Source organism: Actinomadura rubrobrunea NBRC 15275 (genome assembly GCF_001552235.1).
GTDB lineage: Bacteria > Actinomycetota > Actinomycetes > Streptosporangiales > Streptosporangiaceae > Spirillospora > Spirillospora viridilutea.
This window is the reverse complement of sequence record NZ_BCQU01000022.1, coordinates 54,074-75,587: the sequence shown is the minus strand read 5'-3', so window position 1 is coordinate 75,587 and position 21,514 is coordinate 54,074. Positions and strand designations below refer to the sequence as shown.

The window sequence follows — 21,514 nt, the reverse complement described above, 5'->3', positions numbered from 1 at the left end:
CCCTGGGGGAATGGAGCACGACGACGAGATGAGGGGGCGCGTGGACACCGGCGATCGGCTGCGGGCCGTGCTGTTCGACATGGACGGGCTGCTGATCGACTCCGAGCGGCTGTGGCTCGAGGTCGAGGAGGAGGTCGTCACCTGGCTGGGCGGCACGTGGGGCCCCGAGCACCAGCAGCGGCTGCTCGGCGGCTCGTTGGACAAGGCCGTGCGGTACATGCTGGACCTGACCGGCGCGGACGTGCCGCCCGCCGAGGTGCGGCGGCGGATGCTGGAGGGCATGGCCGAGCGGCTGGACGCCTGCGTCCCGCTGATGCCGGGCGCCAAGGAGCTGCTGGCCGAGCTCCGCGACGCCGGGGTGCCGGCGGCGCTGGTGTCCTCCAGCCACCGGCGGCTGATCGAGCCGGTGCTGGACGCGGTCGGCCGCGAGCACTTCGCGGTGACGGTCGCCGGCGACGAGGTGACGCGCACCAAGCCCGACCCGGAGCCGTACCTGACCGCCGCGGCCCGGCTGGGCGCCGAGCCGCGCCGCTGCGTGGTGCTGGAGGACTCGCCCAGCGGGCTGGCCGCCGCCGAGGCCGCGGGCTGCGTGACGGTCGCGGTGCCCAGCCTGGTGCCGGTGCCGCCCGCCCCGGGCCGGACCGTCGTGTCGTCCCTGCGCGAGCTCGACCTGTCGCGCCTGGCGGCCCTGGTCGCCTGACAGCGGTCCCCGGAACGCGCCCAACGGTCGGCTGCCGCCCGTCGCGCACCGACCGGTGCCCCGGGGACGGGAGACGTCGCGACGGTCCCGCTCGTTGCCTAAGAAGGGCCTCACGCCGGGGGAGGAGCCGCCGGGGAGCGACAACCCTCCGCGGGGAGGAGCGACGGCCCCTCCCGGCGTGTGACGATGGGAGTGCACGGCAGCAGGCGCAGAGGGGGCCGGCATGAGCGACACCGTCATCAACGCGATCAGCCTGGGCGTCACCGCGCTCGGACTGATGATCAGCTGGGGGCTCTACCGCCGCCGCGGGGCCGCCTCGGGGCTGCGCGGGGCGGCCTGGTCGCTGGTTCCGCTGGCGGCCGCCATGACCGGCGTGACCGGCTTCATCGCCGACCTGGCGTTCAGCCCCGCCAAGTGGGCGGGCGTGGCCGTGGCCGGACTGGCCGCGCTGCTGTACCTGACCTCCGGGGTGATGCTGAGCCGGCGGGGCGGCGCGGCCGGACGGGCCGCGGGCCGGGGCCGGGCCGCGGCCGGGAAGGCGGCCGCGGAGGCGGGCAAGACGCCGCGCGCGGCCGTGGAGAAGCCGCGGCCGTCCGGGACGGACCCCGACATGGCCGAGATCGAGGAGATCCTGCGCAACCGCGGCATCACGTGACCGCCGCGTCTCCGGGGCGCGGAACCGGGCGCACGCGGCGTCCACGGACCGCCGCGCCGCGTGCTCAGGTGCGACGCCGCGCCGTGATGGGCACGGCGCCGGAGCGGACGCCGCGTGGCGCGGCCGTGAGGGGCACGTGACCGCGGCGGCGGGCCGCGGCGGCGGACGACGGCCGGGCCGGCCGTCCCGGCCGTTCACCGCGGCTCCTCGGCGGCGCGCGGGCGCCCCGCACCGTCCGCCGCGCCGCTGACCTGCGCCGGATCGGTATCGAATCGGCTTCGGATCGATAAAACTTACGGGGGGTCAGGCCCGGCGCAGTGCCCGGCGTCCATCCGCGTGCGTACCATCTGGGCGGTTTGTCGCTTCAAAACCGCGGATCGCATGTGCCCTAGATGACGACGAGATCACAAGTCAGAAACGGGTACTGGCAGACGCGGGTTCGCCGATGGACAGTCGTGGCCGAAGGACTAGTTTTCCCTCAGCAAACACGGCGTAACGGGCATGCGGGGCGGAGATCCCGCGATCGCGGCGCGTGCGCCGACGGCGACGTGGCCGAACGGTAGGAGGTACGCAGCGTGACCGCACCGATCGAGGTGTCCGGGTCGGAGACCGCCCAGCCGGACGCCGTCCTCGAGGGGGTCGGGCGCAAGGCCATCCAGGGCCGCTCGCTCGGGCAGATCGCCTGGCTGCGGCTGCGGCGCGACAAGGTCGCCATGACCGGCGGTGTGGTGATCATCCTGCTGGTGCTGGTCGCGATCTTCGCGCCGGTGCTGGTCAAGCTGTTCGGACACCCGCCCAACGAGTACCACCAGGACCTCATCGACCCGACGCTGGGCGCGCCGATGAAGCCGCTCGGCGGAATGAGCGGCGACTTCCTGCTCGGCCTCGAGCCCACCACCGGCCGCGACCTGTTCAGCCGCATCATCTACGGCTCGCGCGTGTCGCTGCTGGTGGGCTTCCTGGCCACCCTGGTGGCCGCCTTCATCGGCACCACCCTCGGCGTGATCGCCGGCTACTTCGGCGGCTGGATCGACACGCTGATCGCGCGGGTCATGGACATCTTCCTGGCCTTCCCGCTGCTGCTGTTCGCCATCGCCATCGTCGGCGTCCTGCCCGACTCGATGCTGGGTCTCAGCGGCAACGGCCTGCGCATCGCCATGCTGGTGGTCATCATCGGCTTCTTCAGCTGGCCCTACATCGGCCGGATCGTGCGCGGCCAGACGCTGTCGCTGCGCGAACGCGAGTTCGTGGACGCCGCGCGCGCGATGGGGGCCCGCGCCCCCTACATCATCGTCCGAGAGATCCTGCCGAACCTGGTCGCGCCGATCCTGGTGTACGCCACCCTGATGATCCCCACGAACATCCTGTTCGAGGCGGGGTTGTCGTTCCTGGGCGTGGGCATCCGGCCGCCGACCCCCTCGTGGGGAGACATGCTGTCCAGCGCGGTCAAGACCTACCAGATCGCGCCCCACTACGTGGTCATCCCCGGTATCGCGATCTTCGTCACCGTCATGGCCTTCAACGTGTTCGGTGACGGACTGCGCGACGCACTGGACCCCCGGACCCGCTGACCCCCGCGGGGACGACCGTCATAGTTGAAAGGGAGCTCATGAGAAGGCCCAAGGTCCTTGCGGCCGCGGCCGCCGGCACGCTGGCGCTCAGCCTGCTGTCGGCGTGCGGCGGCGGCGACGACGATGGCGAAGGCACCAGCACCAAGGTCAGCAACGACGCCATCGGAAAGATCCACAACCCGTCCGACCGGCGGGGCGGCACGCTGAAGATGGCGACCAGCTCCGACATCGACTCCATCGACCCCGGCGACATGTACTACGCCTGGGCGAACAACTTCGCCCGGCTGTACTCGCGCATGCTGCTGACCTACCCGGCCAAGCCGGGCGCCGAGGGCTGGAAGCCGGTGCCGGACCTGGCCGAGAGCCTCGGTCAGCCCAGCGACGACAACAAGACCTGGACCTACAAGCTGAAGAAGGGTCTGAAGTACGAGGACGGCCGGGAGATCACGGCCAAGGACATCAAGTACGCCGTGGCCCGCACGTTCGACCGCGGCGTGCTGCGCAACGGTCCGAGCTACTTCTCCCAGCTGCTGGACGCCGACGGCTACAAGGGTCCCTACAAGGACAAGAACCTCGACCACTTCAAGGGCGTCACCACCCCCGACGACTACACGGTGGTCTTCCACCTGAAGGAGCCGTTCGCCGAGTTCAACGAGCTGGTCACCTTCAGCGGGCAGACCGCGCCGGTGCCGCAGGACAAGGACAAGGGCGAGCGGTACGGCCTGCACCCGGTGTCGTCCGGCCCCTACAAGTGGGAGAAGGACTACCAGCCCGGCAAGGGCGGCGTGCTGGTCCGCAACGACCAGTGGGACCAGTCCACCGACCCCAACCGCAAGCAGCTGCCGGACCGCATCGAGCTGATCGCCGGCATGAACGCCGACGAGCTGGACAACCAGCTGCTGTCCGGGCAGATCCACGTGGACCTGCCGGGCACCGGCGTGCAGGACAACGCCCGCAAGGCGATCCTCACCGACCCCGAGAAGCGCAAGAACGCCGACAACCCGCCCGGCGGCTTCAGCTGGTACAACCCGATCAACACCAAGCTGATCCCGCTGGAGTGCCGCAAGGCGATGGTGTGGGCGGCCAACCGCGACGCGATGTGGCGCGCCTACGGCGGTGACGTCGGCGGCGAGCTGTCCACCTCGATCATGCCGCCGAGCGTCGAGGGCCGCCAGAAGGGCGTCGACCACTACACCAAGGCCGAGAAGGGCTACACCGGCAACGTCGAGGAGGCCAAGAAGGCGCTGCAGGCCTGCGGCAAGCCGAACGGCTTCGAGACCAAGATGGTCTACCGCAGCGACCGGCCGAAGGAGAAGGCGGTCGCCGAGGCGCTGCAGCAGTCCCTCGGCCGCGTCGGCATCAAGCTGACCCTGCAGGGCTACCCGGCCAGCACCTACACCAACGACCAGTTCGGCTCGCCGTCCTTCGTGGAGAAGAACGGCATCGGCCTCGGCACCTACGGCTGGCACGCCGACTGGCCGACCGGCTACGGCTACCTGCAGGCGATCACCGACAAGGACGCGATCGTCGAGTCCGGCAACGCCAACCCGGGTCTGTTCGACAACGCCGAGGTCAACAAGATCTGGGACGAGGTCGTGAAGATCAACGACCCGAACAAGCGCAACGAGTTGTACAACAAGGTGGACGACATCTACCGCAGGGAGGCCGCGGTCATCCCGAACGTGTACGCCAAGTCCCTGCTGTACCGCCCGCCGACACTGACCAACGTGTTCTTCCACGAGGGCTACGGCATGTACAACTACTCGACGCTCGGCCTGAGCGGCTGAGGGCCCGACACCACTCGCTGAACGAAAGCAGGTGAAGGCGCCGGGCGGCCGCCCGGGTCACGAGCCCGGGCGGCCGCCCACCGCCGCAGAACCGTGATCGCATACATCGTTCGCAGGCTCGTGGGCGCGGCCGCGCTCGTGGTGATCATCAGCGCGGTCACCTTCTCGATCTTCTTCCTGCTGCCCCGCTTGGCCGGCACCACTCCGGACGACCTGGCCTCCCGGTTCGCCGGCAAGTCGCCGACGCCCGAGACGGTGCAGGCCATCAAGGAGCGGTTCGGATTCGACGACCCCGTCCCGGTCCAGTACGCCCGGTTCCTCAAGGGCGTGGTCGCCGGCTCCGAATACGACACCGGCACCGACGTGATCGACTGTCCGGCGCCGTGCTTCGGCTATTCCTTCCGCGACAACATCAACGTCACCGACGTGCTGCTGGACCGGATCCCGGTGACGCTGTCGCTGGTGGTGGGGGCCGCGGTCCTGTGGCTGCTGGCCGGCGTGTCGATCGGCGTGCTGTCGGCGCTGCGCAAGGGCACGGTGTTCGACCGGGCCGCGATGCTGATGGCGCTCGCCGGGGTGTCGCTGCCGATCTTCTTCACCGGGCTGCTGTCGCTGACGTTCATCGTGCACCAATGGGACCTGCTGCCTCCGGTCAGCTACCACTCCTTCCTGGACAACCCGTTCAAGTGGGCGGGTAATCTCATCCTCCCCTGGGTGACGCTGTCGTTCCTGTACGCGGCGATGTACGCGCGGATGACCCGGGCGGGCATGCTGGACACGATGAACGAGGACTACATCCGCACGGCGCGGGCCAAGGGGCTGCCGGAGAAGACGGTCATCACCAAGCACGCGCTGCGCGGCACGCTGACGCCGCTGCTGACGATGTTCGGCATGGACATCGGCCTGCTGCTGGGCGGGGCGGTGCTCACGGAGAGCACGTTCAGCCTGCACGGCCTGGGCGAGCTCGCGCTGGCCGGCGTGATCGGCAGCGACCTGCCGGTGGTGCTCGGCGTGGTGTCGGTCGCGGCGCTGTTCGTCGTCCTGGCGAACCTGGTCGTCGACCTGCTGTACGGCGTCGTCGACCCGAGGGTGAGGCACAACTGATGGCGAAGGGCAAGGACAAGGCCTCCGAGGCGGGCAACACGGGCCTGGCCGTCGACTCGTCCGTGAAGAAGGCCGACGACTCCTGGGGCGAGGGCGGCTCCCGGCCGCCGACCGCGTTCCTGGAGGTGCGCGACCTGCGGATCCACTTCCCCACCGACGACGGCCTGGTCAAGTCGGTGGACGGGCTGTCGTTCCAGCTCGAGCGCGGCAAGACGCTGGGCATCGTGGGGGAGTCGGGCTCCGGCAAGAGCGTCACCAGCCTGGGCATCCTCGGCCTGCACAACCGCCGCAACGCCCGCGTGTCGGGGGAGATCTGGCTGAACGGCAAGGAGCTGGTCAGCGCCCCGCCCGACGAGGTGCGCAAGCTGCGCGGCCGCGAGATGGCGATGATCTTCCAGGATCCGCTGTCGGCGATGCACCCGTTCTACACGGTCGGCCAGCAGATCATGGAGGCGTACCGGATCCACAACGACGTCTCCAAGCAGGCCGCCCGCAAGCACGCGATCGACATGCTCGGCCGGGTCGGCATCCCCCGGCCGGAGCGGCGGGTCGACGACTACCCGCACCAGTTCTCCGGCGGCATGCGCCAGCGCGCCATGATCGCGATGGCGCTGTGCTGCAACCCCAACCTGCTGATCGCCGACGAGCCCACCACCGCGCTGGACGTGACGGTGCAGGCGCAGATCCTGGACCTGATCCGCGACCTGCAGGAGGAGTTCAACTCCGCCGTCATCATGATCACCCACGACCTGGGCGTGGTGGCGGAGCTGTCCGACGACATCCTGGTGATGTACGCCGGCCGCTGCGTCGAGTACGCCAGCGTCGACGACGCCTTCCACCGGCCGCTGCACCCCTACACGTGGGGCCTGCTGGGGTCGATGCCGCGGCTCGACCGGGCCCGTTCGGAGCGGCTGATGCCGATCAAGGGGACCCCGCCCAGCCTGATCAACGTGCCGTCGGGCTGCGCGTTCAACCCGCGGTGCGCCTACGCCGAGCTGACCGACGGCAAGAGCCAGAAGGAACGGCCGGAGCTGCGCGAGGTCGAGCCGGGCCACAAGGTGGCCTGCCACCTGCCGCTGAGCCGGCGGCGGGAGATCTGGAACACCGAGATCGCGCCGAAACTGTGACGAGCACGGGTGGAGCCACTGTGAGCACCAAGACAACCGCGGCCGAGACCAAGACCGTCGCCGAGGGGGAGACCCTGCTGTCGGTGGAGGGGCTCGGCAAGCACTTCCCGGTCACCGCCGGGCTCCTGCGGCGGCAGGTCGGCGCGGTCAAGGCCGTGGACGGGGTGTCGTTCTCGGTCCGCAAGGGCGAGACGCTCGGCCTGGTCGGCGAGTCCGGCTGCGGCAAGACCACCACCGGCCGCATGATCATGCGGCTGCTCGAGCCCAGCTTCGGCAAGATCGTCTTCGAGGGCCACGACATCACCCACATGTCCCAGCGGCAGCTGCGGCCGCTGCGCCGGGACCTGCAGATGATCTTCCAGGACCCGTACTCGTCGCTGAACCCCCGGCAGACGGTCGGCGCGATCATCGGGGCGGCGTTCCGGCTGCAGAAGATCGAGACCGAGCACGGCGTCAAGCGGGCCGTGCAGGAGCTGCTGGAACTGGTGGGGCTCAACCCCGAGCACTACAACCGCTACCCGCACGAGTTCTCCGGCGGTCAGCGCCAGCGCATCGGCATCGCGCGCACCCTGGCGCTGCGGCCCAAGCTGATCGTGGCCGACGAACCGGTGTCGGCGCTGGACGTGTCGGTGCAGGCCCAGGTGGTCAACCTGCTGGAGGACCTGCAGGACGAGCTGGACCTGACCTACATCGTCATCGCGCACGACCTGTCGGTGGTGCGGCACATCTCCGACCGGGTCGCCGTCATGTACCTCGGCAAGATCGTCGAGTTGGCGGACCGGGACGACCTGTACGAGCGGCCGATGCACCCTTACACCAACGCGCTGCTGTCGGCCGTGCCGATCCCCGACCCGTCCAAGCGGGAGGGCCGCGAGCGCATCCGCCTGACCGGCGACGTGCCGAGCCCGCTGGACCCGCCGCCCGCCTGCCGCTTCCACACCCGGTGCTGGAAGGCGCAGGACATCTGCAAGCAGACCGAGCCGCCGCTGGTGGAGCTGAGCCCCGGCCACCTGACCGCGTGCCACTTCCCGGAGAACACCACGGTCAGCGCCACCGACGAGGTCGCCAAGGCCGCCGTCGGCGGCAGCGGCGCCGTGACCCCCGTCGAGGGCGACCCGAAGCTCGACGCCGACGACGACTGACGGCCGCCCCGTCCGGGCTCGTTGTGTAACGGTCTGGACACTCGGCGCGACATCCGCCCCCCGGTCCACGAGATTCGTCGTGGAAACGGATCCGGACACGGGGAGGGCAGATGCGGGACGTGGGCGTGCTCGCCGTCACGGCCCGGATGCGGCGGGCCGCGGCGGCGCGGCCCGGGCCGCTCGTCGGGCTGCGCGGACCGGTCGCGACGCGGCTGCGCCGCGACCGGCGGGCGGTCGCCGCGTGCGCCGTGCTGGCGGTGCTGGTGCTGTTCGCGGCGGCGGCACCGCTGCTGGAGGCGTGGACGGGGCACGCCGCGGGCCGCGCCTACCCGGCGACGGGCCTGGACGCGTTCGGGCGGCCCGCGCCGCCGTCGGCGCGGTTCTGGCTCGGCGCGGACGCCCTCGGCCGCGACGTGCTGGTCCGCGCCGCCTACGGCGCCCGCGTGTCCCTGCTGGTGGGCGTGGGCGCGACGGCGCTGGCGACGCTGCTGGGCGTGGCGGCGGGCATGGCGGCGGGCCTGCTGGGCGGACCGGCCGACGCGCTGCTGGGCCGGTCGACCGACATCGTCCTGTCGTTCCCGTACCTGCTGGTCGCGATCGTCGCGGCCACGACGTTCGGCGGCGGGCTGGTGACCACGGTGTGCGTGATCGCGGTGTTCTCGTCGGCGGCGATGGCGCGGGTGGTGCGCGCGCAGGTGCTGGCGATCCGCGAGCAGGAGTACGTGCAGGCGGCGCGGGCGCTCGGCGCCGGCCCTTTGTGGATCATGGCCGTGGAGGTGGCGCCGAACCTGGCGGCGCCGGTGACGGCGCTGGCGTCGCTGCTGGTGCCGCAGGCGATCGTGCTGGAGTCGACGCTGACGTTCCTGGGCGCCGGGGCCGATCCGTCCGTCCCCAGCTGGGGCGGGATGCTGGCCGAGGCGCAGGACTACTACCAGACGGCGTGGTGGTTCCTGCTCGTCCCCGCCGGGCTGCTGCTGCTCACGACGGTGGCGTTCACCGTGCTCGGCGACGCCGTCCACGCCGCCCTCAACCCGCGCCGCGCCTGAAGGCAGGGGTGCGGCCGACCGGTGCGGCGCGTTGCCGGCCGGTACGTGACGGACCGGTGCGGCGTCGGGGGAGAGGCGGAGCGGGAGACCCCGCGGGAAGGGACAGAAAAGCGCCCCGCGCGGCCGGAAGGCCGCGCGGGGCGCCCGCGCACCGGGGGCCCGCTCCGGGCCGCCCGGCCGGCGTCACTCCGTGGCGATGGCCTTCAGGACGTCCATGCGCCCGGCGCGCCAGGCCGGCCACACCGCGGCCAGCACGCCGATCACCGCGGCCACCACCACGTAGACCGCGAGGGTGGCGACGGGGACGCTGAGCACGGTCAGCCCCTCGCCCTCCAGCGCCCGCTGCAGCGCCGCGCCGAACACCACGCCGATGGCGATGCCGAGCACGGCGCCGAACACCGCGATGACGATCGACTCGAGCCGGATGATGCGCCGCAGCTGCCGCCGGCTGGTGCCGATGGCCCGCAGCAGCCCGATCTCCCGGGTCCGTTCGATCACCGACAGCGCCAGCGTGTTGATCACGCCGACCGCCGCGATGATCACCGACATGACCAGCAGCACGGTCAGGAACGTCACGAACTGGTCGACCTGCCGCGCGGCCTCCTTCTTCAGCCCGGTGCGGTCCTGCACCTTCAGGTTGGGGTAGTCGGCCAGGGTGCGCTCGATGGCCTGCTTGGTGGCCGCGCCCGGCCGCGCCGCCTCGACGACGACGCCCTGCACCTTGGGCCGCGCGGTGTGCGCCAGGTACGTCTCCTCCGCGAGGACCCGCGGTCCGACCACGTCGTTCTTGGCGTACACGCCGACGACGCGCAGCCGCTCGGTCTTGCCGTCGGGGAACAGCACGGGCACGGCGCTGCCGACCGTCCACTTGTTGGACTCGGCGAGGTCCTCGCTGACGAGCATGCCGTCGCGGCCCGGGTCCATCCCGCCGGACACCAGCTTCATGCTGGTCCCGCGGGCCAGGGCGGCGGCGTCGCCCGCCGCGTAGAACTGCCGCTTCCCGTCGAACTTGGCCTGGCCCATGTAGAACGGGGTGGCGGCGGACACGCCCGCCGTGGCGGCGACCTTCCCCGCGACCTCGGTGCCGATGCCGCCCGCGCCGGTCGGCGACACGATGTAGTCGGCGTTGAACTGCTTGTCGATCTGCGCGTCGATGGACGCGCGCATCGACGACCCCAGCACGTTCACCGCGGTGATCAACGCCAGGCCGATCATCAGGGCGGCGGCGGTGGCGGCGGTGCGCCGCGGGTTGCGCAGCGCGTTCTGCCGCGCCAGCCGCCCCGGCGCGCCCATCAGCCGCGCGAACGGCGCGCCCAGCACCCGCACCACCGGGACGCTGATCACCGGGGCGAGCATCGCCACGCCGAGGAACACCAGCAGCGCGCCGATCCCCACCGGGACCGCCGGGTTGCCGCCGCCCCCGGTCAGCCCGAGCGCCATGAGCGCCGCGCCCGCCGCGGTCAGCAGCGACCCCAGCGCCACCCGGACCCGCAGCGACCGCTGCGGCAGCGCCACGTCGTCGCGCATCGCCGCCACCGGCGGGATCTTGGCGGCGCGGCGGGCCGGGAAGTACGCCGACACCACCGTCACCACGATCCCGACCGCGTACGACCAGATCACCGGGGTGGGGGTGAACACCAGCGGGCCCCCGTCGTCGCCCATCACCTGGACGTTGAGCAGCTGGGCCAGTCCGGCGCCCGCGGCCAGCCCCAGGGTGGACCCGACCACGCCGACCGCGACGGCCTCCCCGACCACCGCGCGGGTGATCTGCGGGCGGGCCGCGCCGATCGCGCGCAGCAGCGCCAGCTCCCGGGTGCGCTGGGCGACCAGCATGGAGAAGGTGTTGAAGATGATGAACGCCCCGACGAAGATCGAGATCAGCGCGAACACCAGCAGGAACGTGCGGAAGAAGCCCATGAACGCGGCGACGTCGCTCTTGGCCTCCTCGCGCATCTGGGTGCCGGTGATCGCCTCGACCCCGGCGGGCAGCACCCGGGCGACGCGGTCGCGCAGCTCGGTCTCGCCGGGCCCGGCCGAGCTGATCTGGATGTCGGTGAAGTAGCCGGGACGGCCCACCAGCCGCTGCGCGGTGGGCGTGTCGAACGCGGCGACGGTCGCGCCCATCATGCCGCCGGTGTCGAACACGCCGACCAGCCGCATGCGCTGCGGCGGGCCCTGCGTGGCGATCGTCACGGTGTCGCCGACCCGCACGTCCGCCTTGCCGGCGGTGTCGGAGTCCAGCGCCACCTCCTGGGGGCCGCGCGGCGCGCGGCCGGAGACGATGTCGAAGTCGCCGCCCGGCTCCCAGTTCACGCCGAGCTGCGGCGGCCCGTTGCTCTCCGCGCCGACGATCTTGCCGTCGCGGCCGACCACGGCGGCGTACCCGGTGACGCTGCCGAACACGTCCCGGACGCCGTCGACCTTGCGCAGCGTCTCCACCAGGGACGCGGGCACCGGCGGGGAACCGGACCCGTCGTCCATCGGGTCCTCCACGGCCCGCTTGGCCCGCACGTCGACGGCCACGTCCTTGCCGATGCTGTCGAACAGGTCGTCGAACTGCTTGGTCATCGTGTCGGTGAAGATCAGCGTGCCGGACACGAACGCCACGCCGAGGATCACCGCCACGGCGGTGAGGACCAGGCGGATCTTGTGCGCCGCCAGGTTCCGGAGGGTGACCTTCGCCATCATCGCGCGGCCGCCCCCGACACCTCGCTGCCGCCCGCGAAGGGGCGGCCCGACACGCCGCCCGGCAGCTCGAAGCCCTTCATCCGCTCCAGGACCCGCTCGGCGGTGGGCTCGCTCATCGTGTCGACGATCCGCCCGTCCTGCAGGAACAGCACCTGGTCGGCGTAGGCGGCGGCGTTCGGGTCATGGGTGACCATGACGATCGTCTGCCCCATCGACGTCACCGAGTCGCGCAGGAAGCCCAGCACCTCCGCGCCCGCCCGCGAGTCCAGGTTGCCGGTCGGCTCGTCCGCGAAGATGATCTCCGGGCGGGACGCCAGGGCGCGGGCGCACGCCACCCGCTGCTGCTGCCCGCCCGACAGCTGGTTGGGACGGTGCTTGAGCCGCTGCCGCAGCCCCACCGTGTCGATCACCCGGTCCAGCCACTCCCGGTCGGGACGGCGCCCGGCGATGTCCATGGGCAGGGTGATGTTCTCCAGCGCGGTCAGCGTGGGAACCAGGTTGAACGCCTGGAAGATGAACCCGACCTTGTCGCGGCGCAGCCGCGTCAGCTGCTTGTCGCGGAGCTTGGTCAGGTCGACGTCGCCGATGAAGACCTGGCCGGAGTCCACCGAGTCCAGCCCCGCCATGCAGTGCATCAGGGTGGACTTGCCGGAACCCGACGGGCCCATGATCGCGGTGAACCGGCCGCGCGGGATGCCGACGGTCACCGCGTCCAAGGCGATGACCTTGGCGTCGCCGGAGCCGTAGACCTTGGTGATCTGGTGTGCCCGTGCGGCGAAGTCGCCCGCCCCGGGCGCATCGGCGGTCGGTGGGGCGGTGTTCGTCAACGTGAACTCCCCTGTCTGCGAAAGTGGAACGCGGAATCGGTGAACGGAACCGGACCGCGGCGCGGGTCCGGCGCGGGCTCGAACTCCCCCGTCGATCACCCGACTAGAACAGTAGATGCGGGAAGCGCCGGAAAAATGAGCCTCCAGCACGGATTCGGTGCTCCGTCCCCGGCAGGAGGACTGTACCCCCCGCTCGTCCGACCGGAGTAGGACGAGGGGGCACCTCAGACAGGGACGACTCAGGGGCGTCTCAGGGCGCCCCTCAGGGAACCCCCTCGGGGACACCCGTGCCGACCAGCGACGACACGCCCCCACGCCCCCACGGGCGGAACGCCGCCCGGGCTCGCACGCCCGGGGGATGGGCCGCGGACCGGCGCACGCGGCCGCTCAACGCCCGCCCGGCGACCGTTGTCGCCGGGTCAGCGCTGGCCGGGGCGGCTCAGACCCGTCTCGTAGGCGTACACCACAGCCTGCACCCGGTCCCGCAGCCCCAGCTTCGCCAGCACGTTCCCCACGTGCGTCTTCACCGTCGTCTCGCTGACCACCAGCTCCGCGGCGATCTCGGCGTTCGACAGCCCCCGCGCCACGAGCTGCAGCACCTCCCGCTCCCGCTCGGTGAGCGTGTCCAGCCCGGGCGGCGGCGCCGACTCGTGCACCGCGGGCAGCCGCGTGGCGAACTTGTCCAGCAGCCGCCGCGTCACGCTCGGCGCCACGATCGCGTCCCCCGCCGCCACGATCCGGATGGCCTGCACCAGATCCTCCGGCGGGGAGTCCTTGAGCAGGAACCCACTGGCCCCCGCCCGCACCGCCTCGATCACGTACTCGTCCAGATCGAACGTGGTGAGGATCAGCACCCGCGGATCGTGCGAGGCGGCCCCGTCCCGCACGATCCGCCGGGTCGCCTCGATGCCGTTCGTCCCCGGCATCCGGATGTCCATCAGCACCACGTCCGGCAGCAGCGACCGGGTCAGCTCCACCGCCGTGGCGCCGTCGCCGGCCTCGCCGACCACGGCGATGTCGTCCTCCGCCTCCAGGATCAGCCGGAACCCCGTCCGCAGCAGCGGCTGGTCGTCCACCAGCAGCACCCGCACCGTGCTCATGGCCGCGCCCCGCCCGTGCGTCCCGCCGTGTGCCGGCTCGCGCTCATCCACCCGCTCCTCGCATCGCCGCCCGGCGCCTCCCCGCCGCCGGTTCCTGCACCGGTCCCCGGCCGCGCGCCCGCGCCTTGAGCCGGGCGCCCGTCCGAGACCGGCGTGGGGGACACCGCCCCCCATCACGCCAACGTCGAACAATCTACGCGCATCCCAAAGGGGACTACGCCTTCAAGGGGAATCGGGCCCGCACCCCGAAACCGCCGCCGACCCTCGGCCCGATCCGCAGCTCACCGCCGTACAGGGCCACCCGCTCGTACATCCCGACCAGGCCGTGCCCCGGCCGCTCCCCGTTGTCCGCCATGATCGTGGCCGTGCCCCGCCCGTCGTCCTCGACCTCCACGGTCAGGTCCTCGTCGGTGTACGACAGCCGCACCCAGGCCCGCGCCTGCGCCCCCGCATGCTTGAGGGTGTTGGTCAGCGCCTCCTGGATGAGCCGGAACGCCGCCACGTCCACCCCCGGCGACAACGCGCGCGCCTCGCCCTCGATCCACAGCTGCACCGACAGGCCCGTGTCCCGCACGTGCTGCAGCAGCTCGTCCAGATCGCCCAGGCCCGGCTGCGGCACCAGCTCCTGCCCCTCCCGGTCGCCGTCCCGCTCGGTGCGCAGCACCCCCACGATCCGGCGCATCTCGCTCAACGCGGTGCGCCCCACCTCCTCGATCGTGGTCATCGCCTCCCGCGCGCTGTCCGGGTCGCGGTCCAGGACCCGCCGCGCGGCGCCCGCCTGCACCGTCATCACGCTGACGTGGTGCGCCACCACGTCGTGCAGCTCCCGCGCGATCCGCGACCGCTCCTCCACCCGCGCCGCCCGCGCGTCGGTGCCGCGCGCCCGCTCCAGCCGCGCCGCCCGGTCCTCCAGCTCGGCGTAGTACGCCCGCCGCATCCGCAGGTTGCGGCCCAGCACCCACACGCCGACGACCAGCGCGTTCTCCGACAGGTACGTCAAGAACCCCAGATCCACCGGGAAGGAGGCCAGCAGCGTGTTGAACACCACCAGCGCCAGCAGCCCGCCCAGGCTGCTGCGGGCCAGCGGCCGGTGCGCCGCCACGCTGTACACGCCGACCAGGAACGCCACCGCGTCCGGCACGCTCGGCCGGTAGTCCCCGAGCCGCAGCCACACCTGCACCGCCGACATGAAGCACAGCGTCGCCAGCGGATGCGTCCGCCGGAAGGTCAGCGCCATCGTCGCCGCCACCACCAGCGCCAGCTGCAACGCGTCCGGCTCGGCGAACGCGTCGCTCAGGCCGTGGGGCAGCCGCTCCACGTACAGCTGCGGCAGCCCCACCACCAGCAGGACGACCGCGAGCAAGGCGTCGGCCGCCTGCGGCCGCGCCTGAAGCCAGGCGCGGCAGGTGTGAAGGCGACGAATACGGGGTGACACGGTTCTCACCCTAGGAGCCCAGGCCCGCCGGGAAGACCTCCTGCACGCGGATCTGCGGTCCTCCCCAAGGATGAGCCCGCCGACGGGCGCGTCCCCGCGCGACGGCCCGCGCCCCGGCGGCACCACCGCGGCCCCACCGGCCCCTCCTCACAGCTCTCCTCATGCTCACCGGCCGCCTTACCGACGCGGTAACAAGATCCCGCAACGCCCGCTTTCCCGCAACCGCCCCTGCCGCCCCCGACCGGCCCTTTCGCACAGGACGGGCGCGCAGGCGAGAACGTGAGCCCGGACACGGAGCGGGGGAGCGGAGGCGGGGCCGCACACGCGGCACAGGACGACCCGAGGCAAAGCGACCGCCTACGAAACCCGGTCGGCCCATGAACCGAGCGCGGCGGCCTCAAGCCCGTGAAATCGGCGACCAACCCCCACTCGGAGCCTCGTCCACCGCACGGACGAGCCCACCGGGCCAGGCGCGGCGCACGCGGGGGTCACAGATCGTCGCGTTCGCGCAGCGACGACTCCACATCGGCCGGCGACGGCCGGTCCGCCGGCGCGGCCGGCAGCGGCGGGGGAGTGCCGCCGAACTCCGGACAACGGACCTTGTGATCGCACCAGTCGCACAGACGGCTCGGCCTATGCCGCCACTCGCCCGTCTCCATGGCGCGCCGGATCGCCTGCCACAGCGCCTCGATCTTGCGCTGGGTGGCGCGCAGGTCCGCCTCGTCCGGCGCGTACCGCAAGATCTCGCCGTTCCCCAAGTACATCAGCTGCAGCAACCGCGGCACCCGCCCGCGCAGCCGCCACAGCACCAGCGCATAGAACTTCATCTGGAACAGCGCCCGCGCCTCGAAATCCGCCCGCGGCGCCGTGCCCGTCTTGTAGTCGACGATGCGGATGTCGCCCGACGGCGCCACGTCCACCCGGTCGATGAACCCCCGCAGCCGCAGCCCCGACTCCAGCACCGTCTCCACGAACACCTCGCGCTCGGCCGGCTCCAACCGCCTCGGATCCTCCAGCGTGAAGTACCGCTCCACCATGCGGCGCGCCTGCTCCAACCAGTCCGCCTCGGACTCCCCGCCGGCCGCCCCCCGCGAAGACCCGCCCGACGCCTCGGCGGAAGACGCGCCGTCGCCGGCCCCCGCGTCCCGGAACAGCTCCGCCAGCTCCGGCTCCTCCGCCACCAGCCGCTCCCACTGCGGCACCAGCATGTCCAGCGCCGCCTCCACGGTACGGCGCTCGGTCGGCAAGTCGAACAGCCTCTCCAGCACCGCGTGCACCAGCGTGCCCCGCACCTGCGCCGGACTCGGCCGCTCCGGAATCCGATCAATCACCCGGAACCGGTACAGCAACGGGCAGGTCATGAAATCCCCCGCCCGCGACGGCGACAACGACCCGACCACCGCGACCTCCCCGCCCGCCTCACGGTCGGAGGCGCACCGCGGCGCGGACGGCCCGACGGGGGACTGCGTGCTTGCTGGACGGTCGGCCTCGGCGGTCGTCATAGCCCAGCAGCGTAGGGGACGCCCCCGACGGAATCCCGCATCCGGCGGCCGACGGCACCGCCACGCCCCCGCGACGCGACCGCCCCGCCCCGCACGACCAGCGGACCAGCGGGCAGTCCGCGCCCCGCGCCCCGTAGCATCGGTGACGTGGCAGACAGCGCACCCCCGACCGACGGCAAGCCCGGCGACGGCGGCACCGCGGGCCCCGGAGGCGACCGCCGCGACGTCGGACCCGGCCTGTACATCGGCCGCCTGTTCGGCGTGCCGTTGTTCGTCTCGCCCAGCTGGTTCATCGTGGCCGTCCTCGTCACCGTCATGTTCGAAGGCCAGGTCGACCACGTCGTCCCCCGCCCCGCCAGCTACGCCGTCGCCTTCACCTACGCGGTGCTGCTGTACGGCTCGGTGTTCGTCCACGAACTCAGCCACGCCGTCACCGCCCTCCGGCTCGGCCTGCCCGTCCGCTCGGTCACCCTGCACATCCTCGGCGGCGAGACCAGCATCGAACAGGAAGCCCCCACCCCCGGCCGCGAATTCCTCATCGCCTTCGCCGGACCCCTGGTCAACCTCGTGCTCGCCGGGCTCGGCGTCCTGGCGCACCTGCTGCTGCCCCTGCCGCCCGTCGCGCTGCTGCTCGTCGACGCCCTCACCTTCGCCAACCTGCTCGTCGGCCTGTTCAACCTGCTGCCCGGCCTGCCCCTCGACGGCGGCCGCCTCGTCCGCGCCGCCGTCTGGAAGGCCACCGGACGCTCCCGCAGCGGCGCCGTCTTCGCCGCATGGGTCGGCCGCGGCGTGGCCGTGCTGTGCCTGCTCGCCGGAGCGCTCCTCGCCACCTACCGGATCGACGACGCCGGCGGCGCCGGCTTCGGCTGGCTCGGCCTGCTGTGGTCCGCCCTCATCGCCTCGTTCATCTGGGTCGGCGCCGGCCAGGCCATCCGCGCCGAACGCGTCCGCGAACGCATCCCCCTGCTCGACGCCCGCCGCCTCGCCCGCCGCGCCACCCTCGTCACCGCCGAGACCCCCGTCTCCGAGGCCGTCCGCCGCGCCCACGAAGACCGCGCCGGCGCCCTCGTCATCGTCGACGGCGACGGCCGCCCCCGCGGCCTGGTCAACGAGAAGGCCGTCCAGGCCACCCCCGAGCAGCGCCGCCCCTGGATCTCCATCGGCGACCTGTCCCGCGGCCTGGAACCCGACCTCACCCTGTCCGCCGACCTGACCGGCGAAGACCTCATCGCCGCGATCAGCCGCGCCCCCGCCTCCGAATACCTCCTCGTCGAAGACGACGGACGCGTCTACGGCGTCCTCGTCGCCGGAGACGTCGACCGCGCCTTCACCGGAATCTGAAACCCCCGACCGAAGCCCCCGCGCCCCGCCCGCGGCCTGAGCGGCCCCCGCGCACCGATAACCTGACCACCATGAGCGAACCCACGCCGAACGACCCCCACGCCCCCGCCACCGGGCGCGTCCCGCACGGACCCTTCCGCCCCGGCGACCAGGTTCAGCTCACCGACCCCAAAGGCCGCGTCAACACCATCACCCTCCAACCCGGCAAGCAGTTCCACTCCCACAAGGGGACCATCGACCACGACGACATCATCGGCAGCCCCGAAGGCACCGTCTTCCGCACCACCGGCGGCACCGAATACCTCGCCTTCCGGCCGCTGCTCGCCGACTTCGCCCTGCGCATGCCCCGCGGCGCCGCCGTCGTCTACCCCAAGGACGCCGCGCAGATCATCGCCATGGCCGACATCTTCCCCGGCGCCCGCGTCGTCGAGGCCGGCGCCGGCTCCGGCGCCCTCACCTGCTTCCTGCTGCGCGCCGTCGGCGAACACGGCCTGGTCTCCTCCTACGAACGCCGCCCCGACTTCGCCGACGTCGCCCGCGCCAACGTCGAACGGTTCTTCGGCGGCCCCCACCCCGCCTGGCGCCTCACCGTCGGCTCCCTCGAAGACTCCCTCGCCGAAACCGAGGTCGACCGCGTCGTCCTCGACATGCTCGCCCCCTGGGAATGCCTGGACGCCGTCGCCAAAGCCCTCATCCCCGGCGGCCTCGTCTGCGTCTACATCGCCACCACCACCCAGATGTCCCGCGTCGTCGAGGACCTGCGCGCACACGGCTCCTTCGCCGAGCCCTACGCCTTCGAGACCCTGCTGCGCACCTGGCACGTCGACGGCCTCGCCGTCCGCCCCGACCACCGCATGGTCGGACACACCGGCTTCCTGGTCACCGCCCGCCGCCTCGCCGAGGGCGTCACCCCGCCGATGCGGCGCCGCCGCCCCGCCAAGGGCGCCCACCCCACCCCCGCCGAGGCGGCCCGCGCCGCCGAACCGCGCCAGACCACCGCCCCGGCCGACGACGCCCCCGCCGAACCGGCCGCCGACACGCCCGAGGCGTAGATCACAATCCGGATTTCCGAACAATCACCGGACAACGCCCGAACCCGCTCCCACAGCACGGCGACACGCCACAACGCCCCAGGGCAAGCACGTAACAACGAATTCACACACCGACCAGAACCGTCCCCGCCCCCGACCAGCACACCCCACACGCCCCCCACGAGGGAATACCACCCCCCGCACAAGGCGTCTGTACTGCGTATTCGCATAAACATCGGCATTCTGAGGCCCGGAACCCGCGACGTTCCCACGCAGCCGCACCGCACCGGGCACGACACGAGCACCGAAAGGGCAGGTTACGGAAGCCCGCCAGATAGGTAGGGTCTCAGTAGGTCGTCGGCTCTCTTCGTGAGGAGGTGACGGGGCGTGGCCGCTCGAGACGATGCTGGCGCGCGCAGGGCGCAGCACGACAAGGAGGTCAGGGACCTTCGAACGCAGGTGTCCTTCCTGGAGGAGGAGATCTCCGTGCTGCGCCGCAAGCTCGCGGAATCCCCGCGCCAAGTTCGGGTCCTTGAGGAACGCCTCCACGAGGCGCAGGCCAACCTGGCCGCCGTGACGGGGCAGAACGAACGCCTCGTGGCGACCCTCAAGGAAGCCCGCGAGCAGATCGTGGCGCTCAAGGAGGAGGTCGACAGACTCGCGCAACCGCCGTCCGGCTTCGGCGTCTTCCTCGGCGCACGCGACGATGGAACGGTCGACATCTTCACCGGCGGCCGCAAGCTGCGGGTGAACGTCAGCCCCGCCGTCGACGTCGAAAAGCTGCAGCGCGGCCAAGAGGTCCTGCTCAACGAGGCCCTCAACGTCGTCGAGGCCCTCGACTTCGAAGACCAGGGCGAAGTCGTCATGCTCAAGGAGCTGTTCGACGACGGCGAACGCGCCCTCGTCATCGCCCACGCCGACGAAGAACGCGTGGTCAAGCTCGCCGAACCCCTGCGCGGCGTCCCGCTGCGCGCCGGCGACTCCCTCATGCTGGAACCGCGCTCCGGCTACGCCTACGAGAAGATCCACAAGGCCGAGGTCGAGGAACTCGTCCTGGAAGAGGTCCCCGACATCTCCTACGAGGAGATCGGCGGACTCGCCTCCCAGATCGAGATGATCCGCGACGCCATCGAGCTGCCCTACCTGCACGCGGACCTGTTCCGCGAACACCACCTGCGCCCGCCCAAGGGCGTCCTGCTCTACGGCCCGCCCGGCTGCGGCAAGACCCTCATCGCCAAGGCCGTCGCCAACTCCCTCGCCAAGCAGGTCGCCGAGAAGACCGGCCAGGAGGGCAAGAGCTTCTTCCTCAACATCAAGGGCCCCGAGCTGCTCAACAAGTACGTCGGCGAGACCGAGCGCCACATCCGCCTGGTCTTCCAGCGGGCCCGCGAGAAGGCCTCCGCCGGCACCCCCGTCATCGTCTTCTTCGACGAGATGGACTCCATCTTCCGCACCCGCGGCTCGGGCGTGTCCTCCGACGTGGAGAACACCATCGTCCCGCAGCTGCTCAGCGAGATCGACGGCGTGGAGGGCCTGGAGAACGTCATCGTCATCGGCGCCTCCAACCGCGAGGACATGATCGACCCGGCGATCCTGCGGCCCGGCCGCCTGGACGTCAAGATCAAGATCGAGCGGCCCGACGCCGAGGCCGCCAAGGACATCTTCTCCAAGTACATCAAGCCCGACCTGCCGCTGCACCCCGACGACCTCGCCGAACACGGCGGCAGCCCCGAGGCCACCGTCGAGGCGATGATCCAGCGCGTCGTCGAGCGGATGTACGCCGAGACCGAGGAGAACCGCTTCCTCGAGGTCACCTACGCCAACGGCGACAAGGAGGTCCTCTACTTCAAGGACTTCAACTCCGGCGCGATGATCCAGAACATCGTCGACCGGGCCAAGAAGATGGCCATCAAGCAGTACCTGGAAACCGGCCAGAAGGGCCTGCGCGTCTCCCACCTGCTCGCCGCCTGCGTCGACGAGTTCAGCGAGAACGAGGACCTGCCCAACACCACCAACCCCGACGACTGGGCCCGCATCTCCGGCAAGAAGGGCGAGCGCATCGTCTACATCCGCACCCTCGTCTCCGGCAAGCAGGGCGCCGAGGCCGGCCGGTCCATCGACACCGTCGCCAACACCGGCCAGTACCTGTAGGAGCCCGCACCACCGCACCGATCACCGACGACCTGACGCGGCGGCCACCCTCCGGTGGCCGCCGCGCCGCATTCCACCCCCGGCAACGCACCCCCGCTACACGCCCCCACGGTGACTCGGCAAGCTGGCCGCCCAGCTCGGGATCCCGCCGCAACCGGCAACGCGCCCCCGCTACACGCCCCCACGGTGACGGGCACAGCAGCTACAGGTCGACCACCAGGAGGCGATGGAGGGGCTTACACGCGCCCACACGCCCCCACGCCGACCGGCACGCCAGGCCCCCAGACCGCCACCGGACACGCCGACC

At 71.8% G+C, this 21,514-nt stretch carries 16 protein-coding genes; 11 read left to right on the top strand and 5 right to left on the bottom strand.

Annotated elements, in window-relative coordinates:
• Positions 1 to 10: 10 nt before the first annotated feature.
• The 8 genes from AR3_RS09585 (at position 11) to AR3_RS09550 (ending at position 9,132) form a co-directional block, all read left to right on the top strand.
• On the top strand, positions 11 to 700 hold the full coding sequence (locus tag AR3_RS09585; RefSeq protein ID WP_067911736.1) for an HAD family hydrolase: 690 nt from the start codon (positions 11 to 13) through the stop codon (positions 698 to 700).
• A gap of 223 nt (positions 701 to 923) precedes the next feature.
• The gene (locus tag AR3_RS09580) at positions 924 to 1,355 is read left to right on the top strand and encodes a hypothetical protein (RefSeq protein ID WP_067911733.1); all 432 of its coding nucleotides are present in this window, start codon (positions 924 to 926) and stop codon (positions 1,353 to 1,355) included.
• A 575-nt stretch (positions 1,356 to 1,930) separates the two neighbouring features.
• Positions 1,931 to 2,926, top strand: a complete 996-nt coding sequence (locus AR3_RS09575; protein WP_067911730.1) for an ABC transporter permease — start codon at positions 1,931 to 1,933, stop codon at positions 2,924 to 2,926.
• Between the two features lie 38 nt (positions 2,927 to 2,964).
• Positions 2,965 to 4,713: an ABC transporter substrate-binding protein gene (locus AR3_RS09570; RefSeq protein ID WP_067911727.1), complete on the top strand. Its 1,749-nt coding sequence runs from the start codon at positions 2,965 to 2,967 to the stop codon at positions 4,711 to 4,713.
• 93 nt (positions 4,714 to 4,806) lie between these two features.
• Positions 4,807 to 5,817, top strand: a complete 1,011-nt coding sequence (locus AR3_RS09565; protein WP_067911724.1) for an ABC transporter permease — start codon at positions 4,807 to 4,809, stop codon at positions 5,815 to 5,817.
• A complete protein-coding gene (locus tag AR3_RS09560) occupies positions 5,817 to 6,944 on the top strand; it encodes an ABC transporter ATP-binding protein (RefSeq protein WP_083951196.1) in 1,128 nt (375 codons plus the stop codon). Before AR3_RS09565 ends, AR3_RS09560 begins: the two co-directional genes overlap by 1 nt.
• A 20-nt stretch (positions 6,945 to 6,964) precedes the next feature.
• Complete coding sequence (locus AR3_RS09555) at positions 6,965 to 8,086, top strand: ABC transporter ATP-binding protein (protein ID WP_067911721.1); 1,122 nt, start codon at positions 6,965 to 6,967, stop codon at positions 8,084 to 8,086.
• A gap of 110 nt (positions 8,087 to 8,196) precedes the next feature.
• Entirely contained in the window at positions 8,197 to 9,132 is a 936-nt protein-coding gene (locus AR3_RS09550; protein ID WP_106258687.1) for an ABC transporter permease, read from the top strand.
• 183 nt (positions 9,133 to 9,315) lie between these two features.
• On the opposite strand, the gene AR3_RS09545 is transcribed toward AR3_RS09550, so the two are convergent.
• The 5 genes from AR3_RS09545 to AR3_RS09525 all read right to left on the bottom strand — a co-directional run bounded on the left by AR3_RS09545 (position 9,316) and on the right by AR3_RS09525 (position 16,543).
• Complete coding sequence (locus AR3_RS09545) at positions 9,316 to 11,820, bottom strand: ABC transporter permease (protein WP_227023161.1); 2,505 nt, start codon at positions 11,818 to 11,820, stop codon at positions 9,316 to 9,318.
• Positions 11,817 to 12,647 carry an ABC transporter ATP-binding protein gene (locus AR3_RS09540; protein WP_067911713.1) on the bottom strand — a complete coding sequence of 277 codons (831 nt, stop codon included), beginning with the start codon at positions 12,645 to 12,647 and terminating at the stop codon, positions 11,817 to 11,819. The genes AR3_RS09545 and AR3_RS09540 overlap by 4 nt, the downstream gene beginning before the upstream one ends.
• A gap of 419 nt (positions 12,648 to 13,066) precedes the next feature.
• The gene (locus AR3_RS09535) at positions 13,067 to 13,747 is read right to left on the bottom strand and encodes a response regulator (RefSeq protein ID WP_067911710.1); all 681 of its coding nucleotides are present in this window, start codon (positions 13,745 to 13,747) and stop codon (positions 13,067 to 13,069) included.
• Positions 13,748 to 13,961: 214 nt separating this feature from the next.
• Positions 13,962 to 15,182: a sensor histidine kinase gene (locus AR3_RS09530; RefSeq protein WP_067911707.1), complete on the bottom strand. Its 1,221-nt coding sequence runs from the start codon at positions 15,180 to 15,182 to the stop codon at positions 13,962 to 13,964.
• Positions 15,183 to 15,670: 488 nt separating this feature from the next.
• On the bottom strand, positions 15,671 to 16,543 hold the full coding sequence (locus AR3_RS09525) for a RecB family exonuclease (protein ID WP_245637869.1): 873 nt from the start codon (positions 16,541 to 16,543) through the stop codon (positions 15,671 to 15,673).
• Between the two features lie 288 nt (positions 16,544 to 16,831).
• Between AR3_RS09525 and AR3_RS09520 the strand changes: the two genes are divergently transcribed.
• The 3 genes from AR3_RS09520 to arc all read left to right on the top strand — a co-directional run bounded on the left by AR3_RS09520 (position 16,832) and on the right by arc (position 21,207).
• On the top strand, positions 16,832 to 18,025 hold the full coding sequence (locus AR3_RS09520) for a site-2 protease family protein (protein ID WP_067911703.1): 1,194 nt from the start codon (positions 16,832 to 16,834) through the stop codon (positions 18,023 to 18,025).
• A 71-nt stretch (positions 18,026 to 18,096) separates the two neighbouring features.
• A complete protein-coding gene (locus AR3_RS09515) occupies positions 18,097 to 19,077 on the top strand; it encodes a tRNA (adenine-N1)-methyltransferase (RefSeq protein WP_083951192.1) in 981 nt (326 codons plus the stop codon).
• A gap of 366 nt (positions 19,078 to 19,443) precedes the next feature.
• A complete protein-coding gene (arc, locus tag AR3_RS09510) occupies positions 19,444 to 21,207 on the top strand; it encodes a proteasome ATPase (RefSeq protein WP_067911700.1) in 1,764 nt (587 codons plus the stop codon).
• Positions 21,208 to 21,514 lie beyond the last annotated feature (307 nt).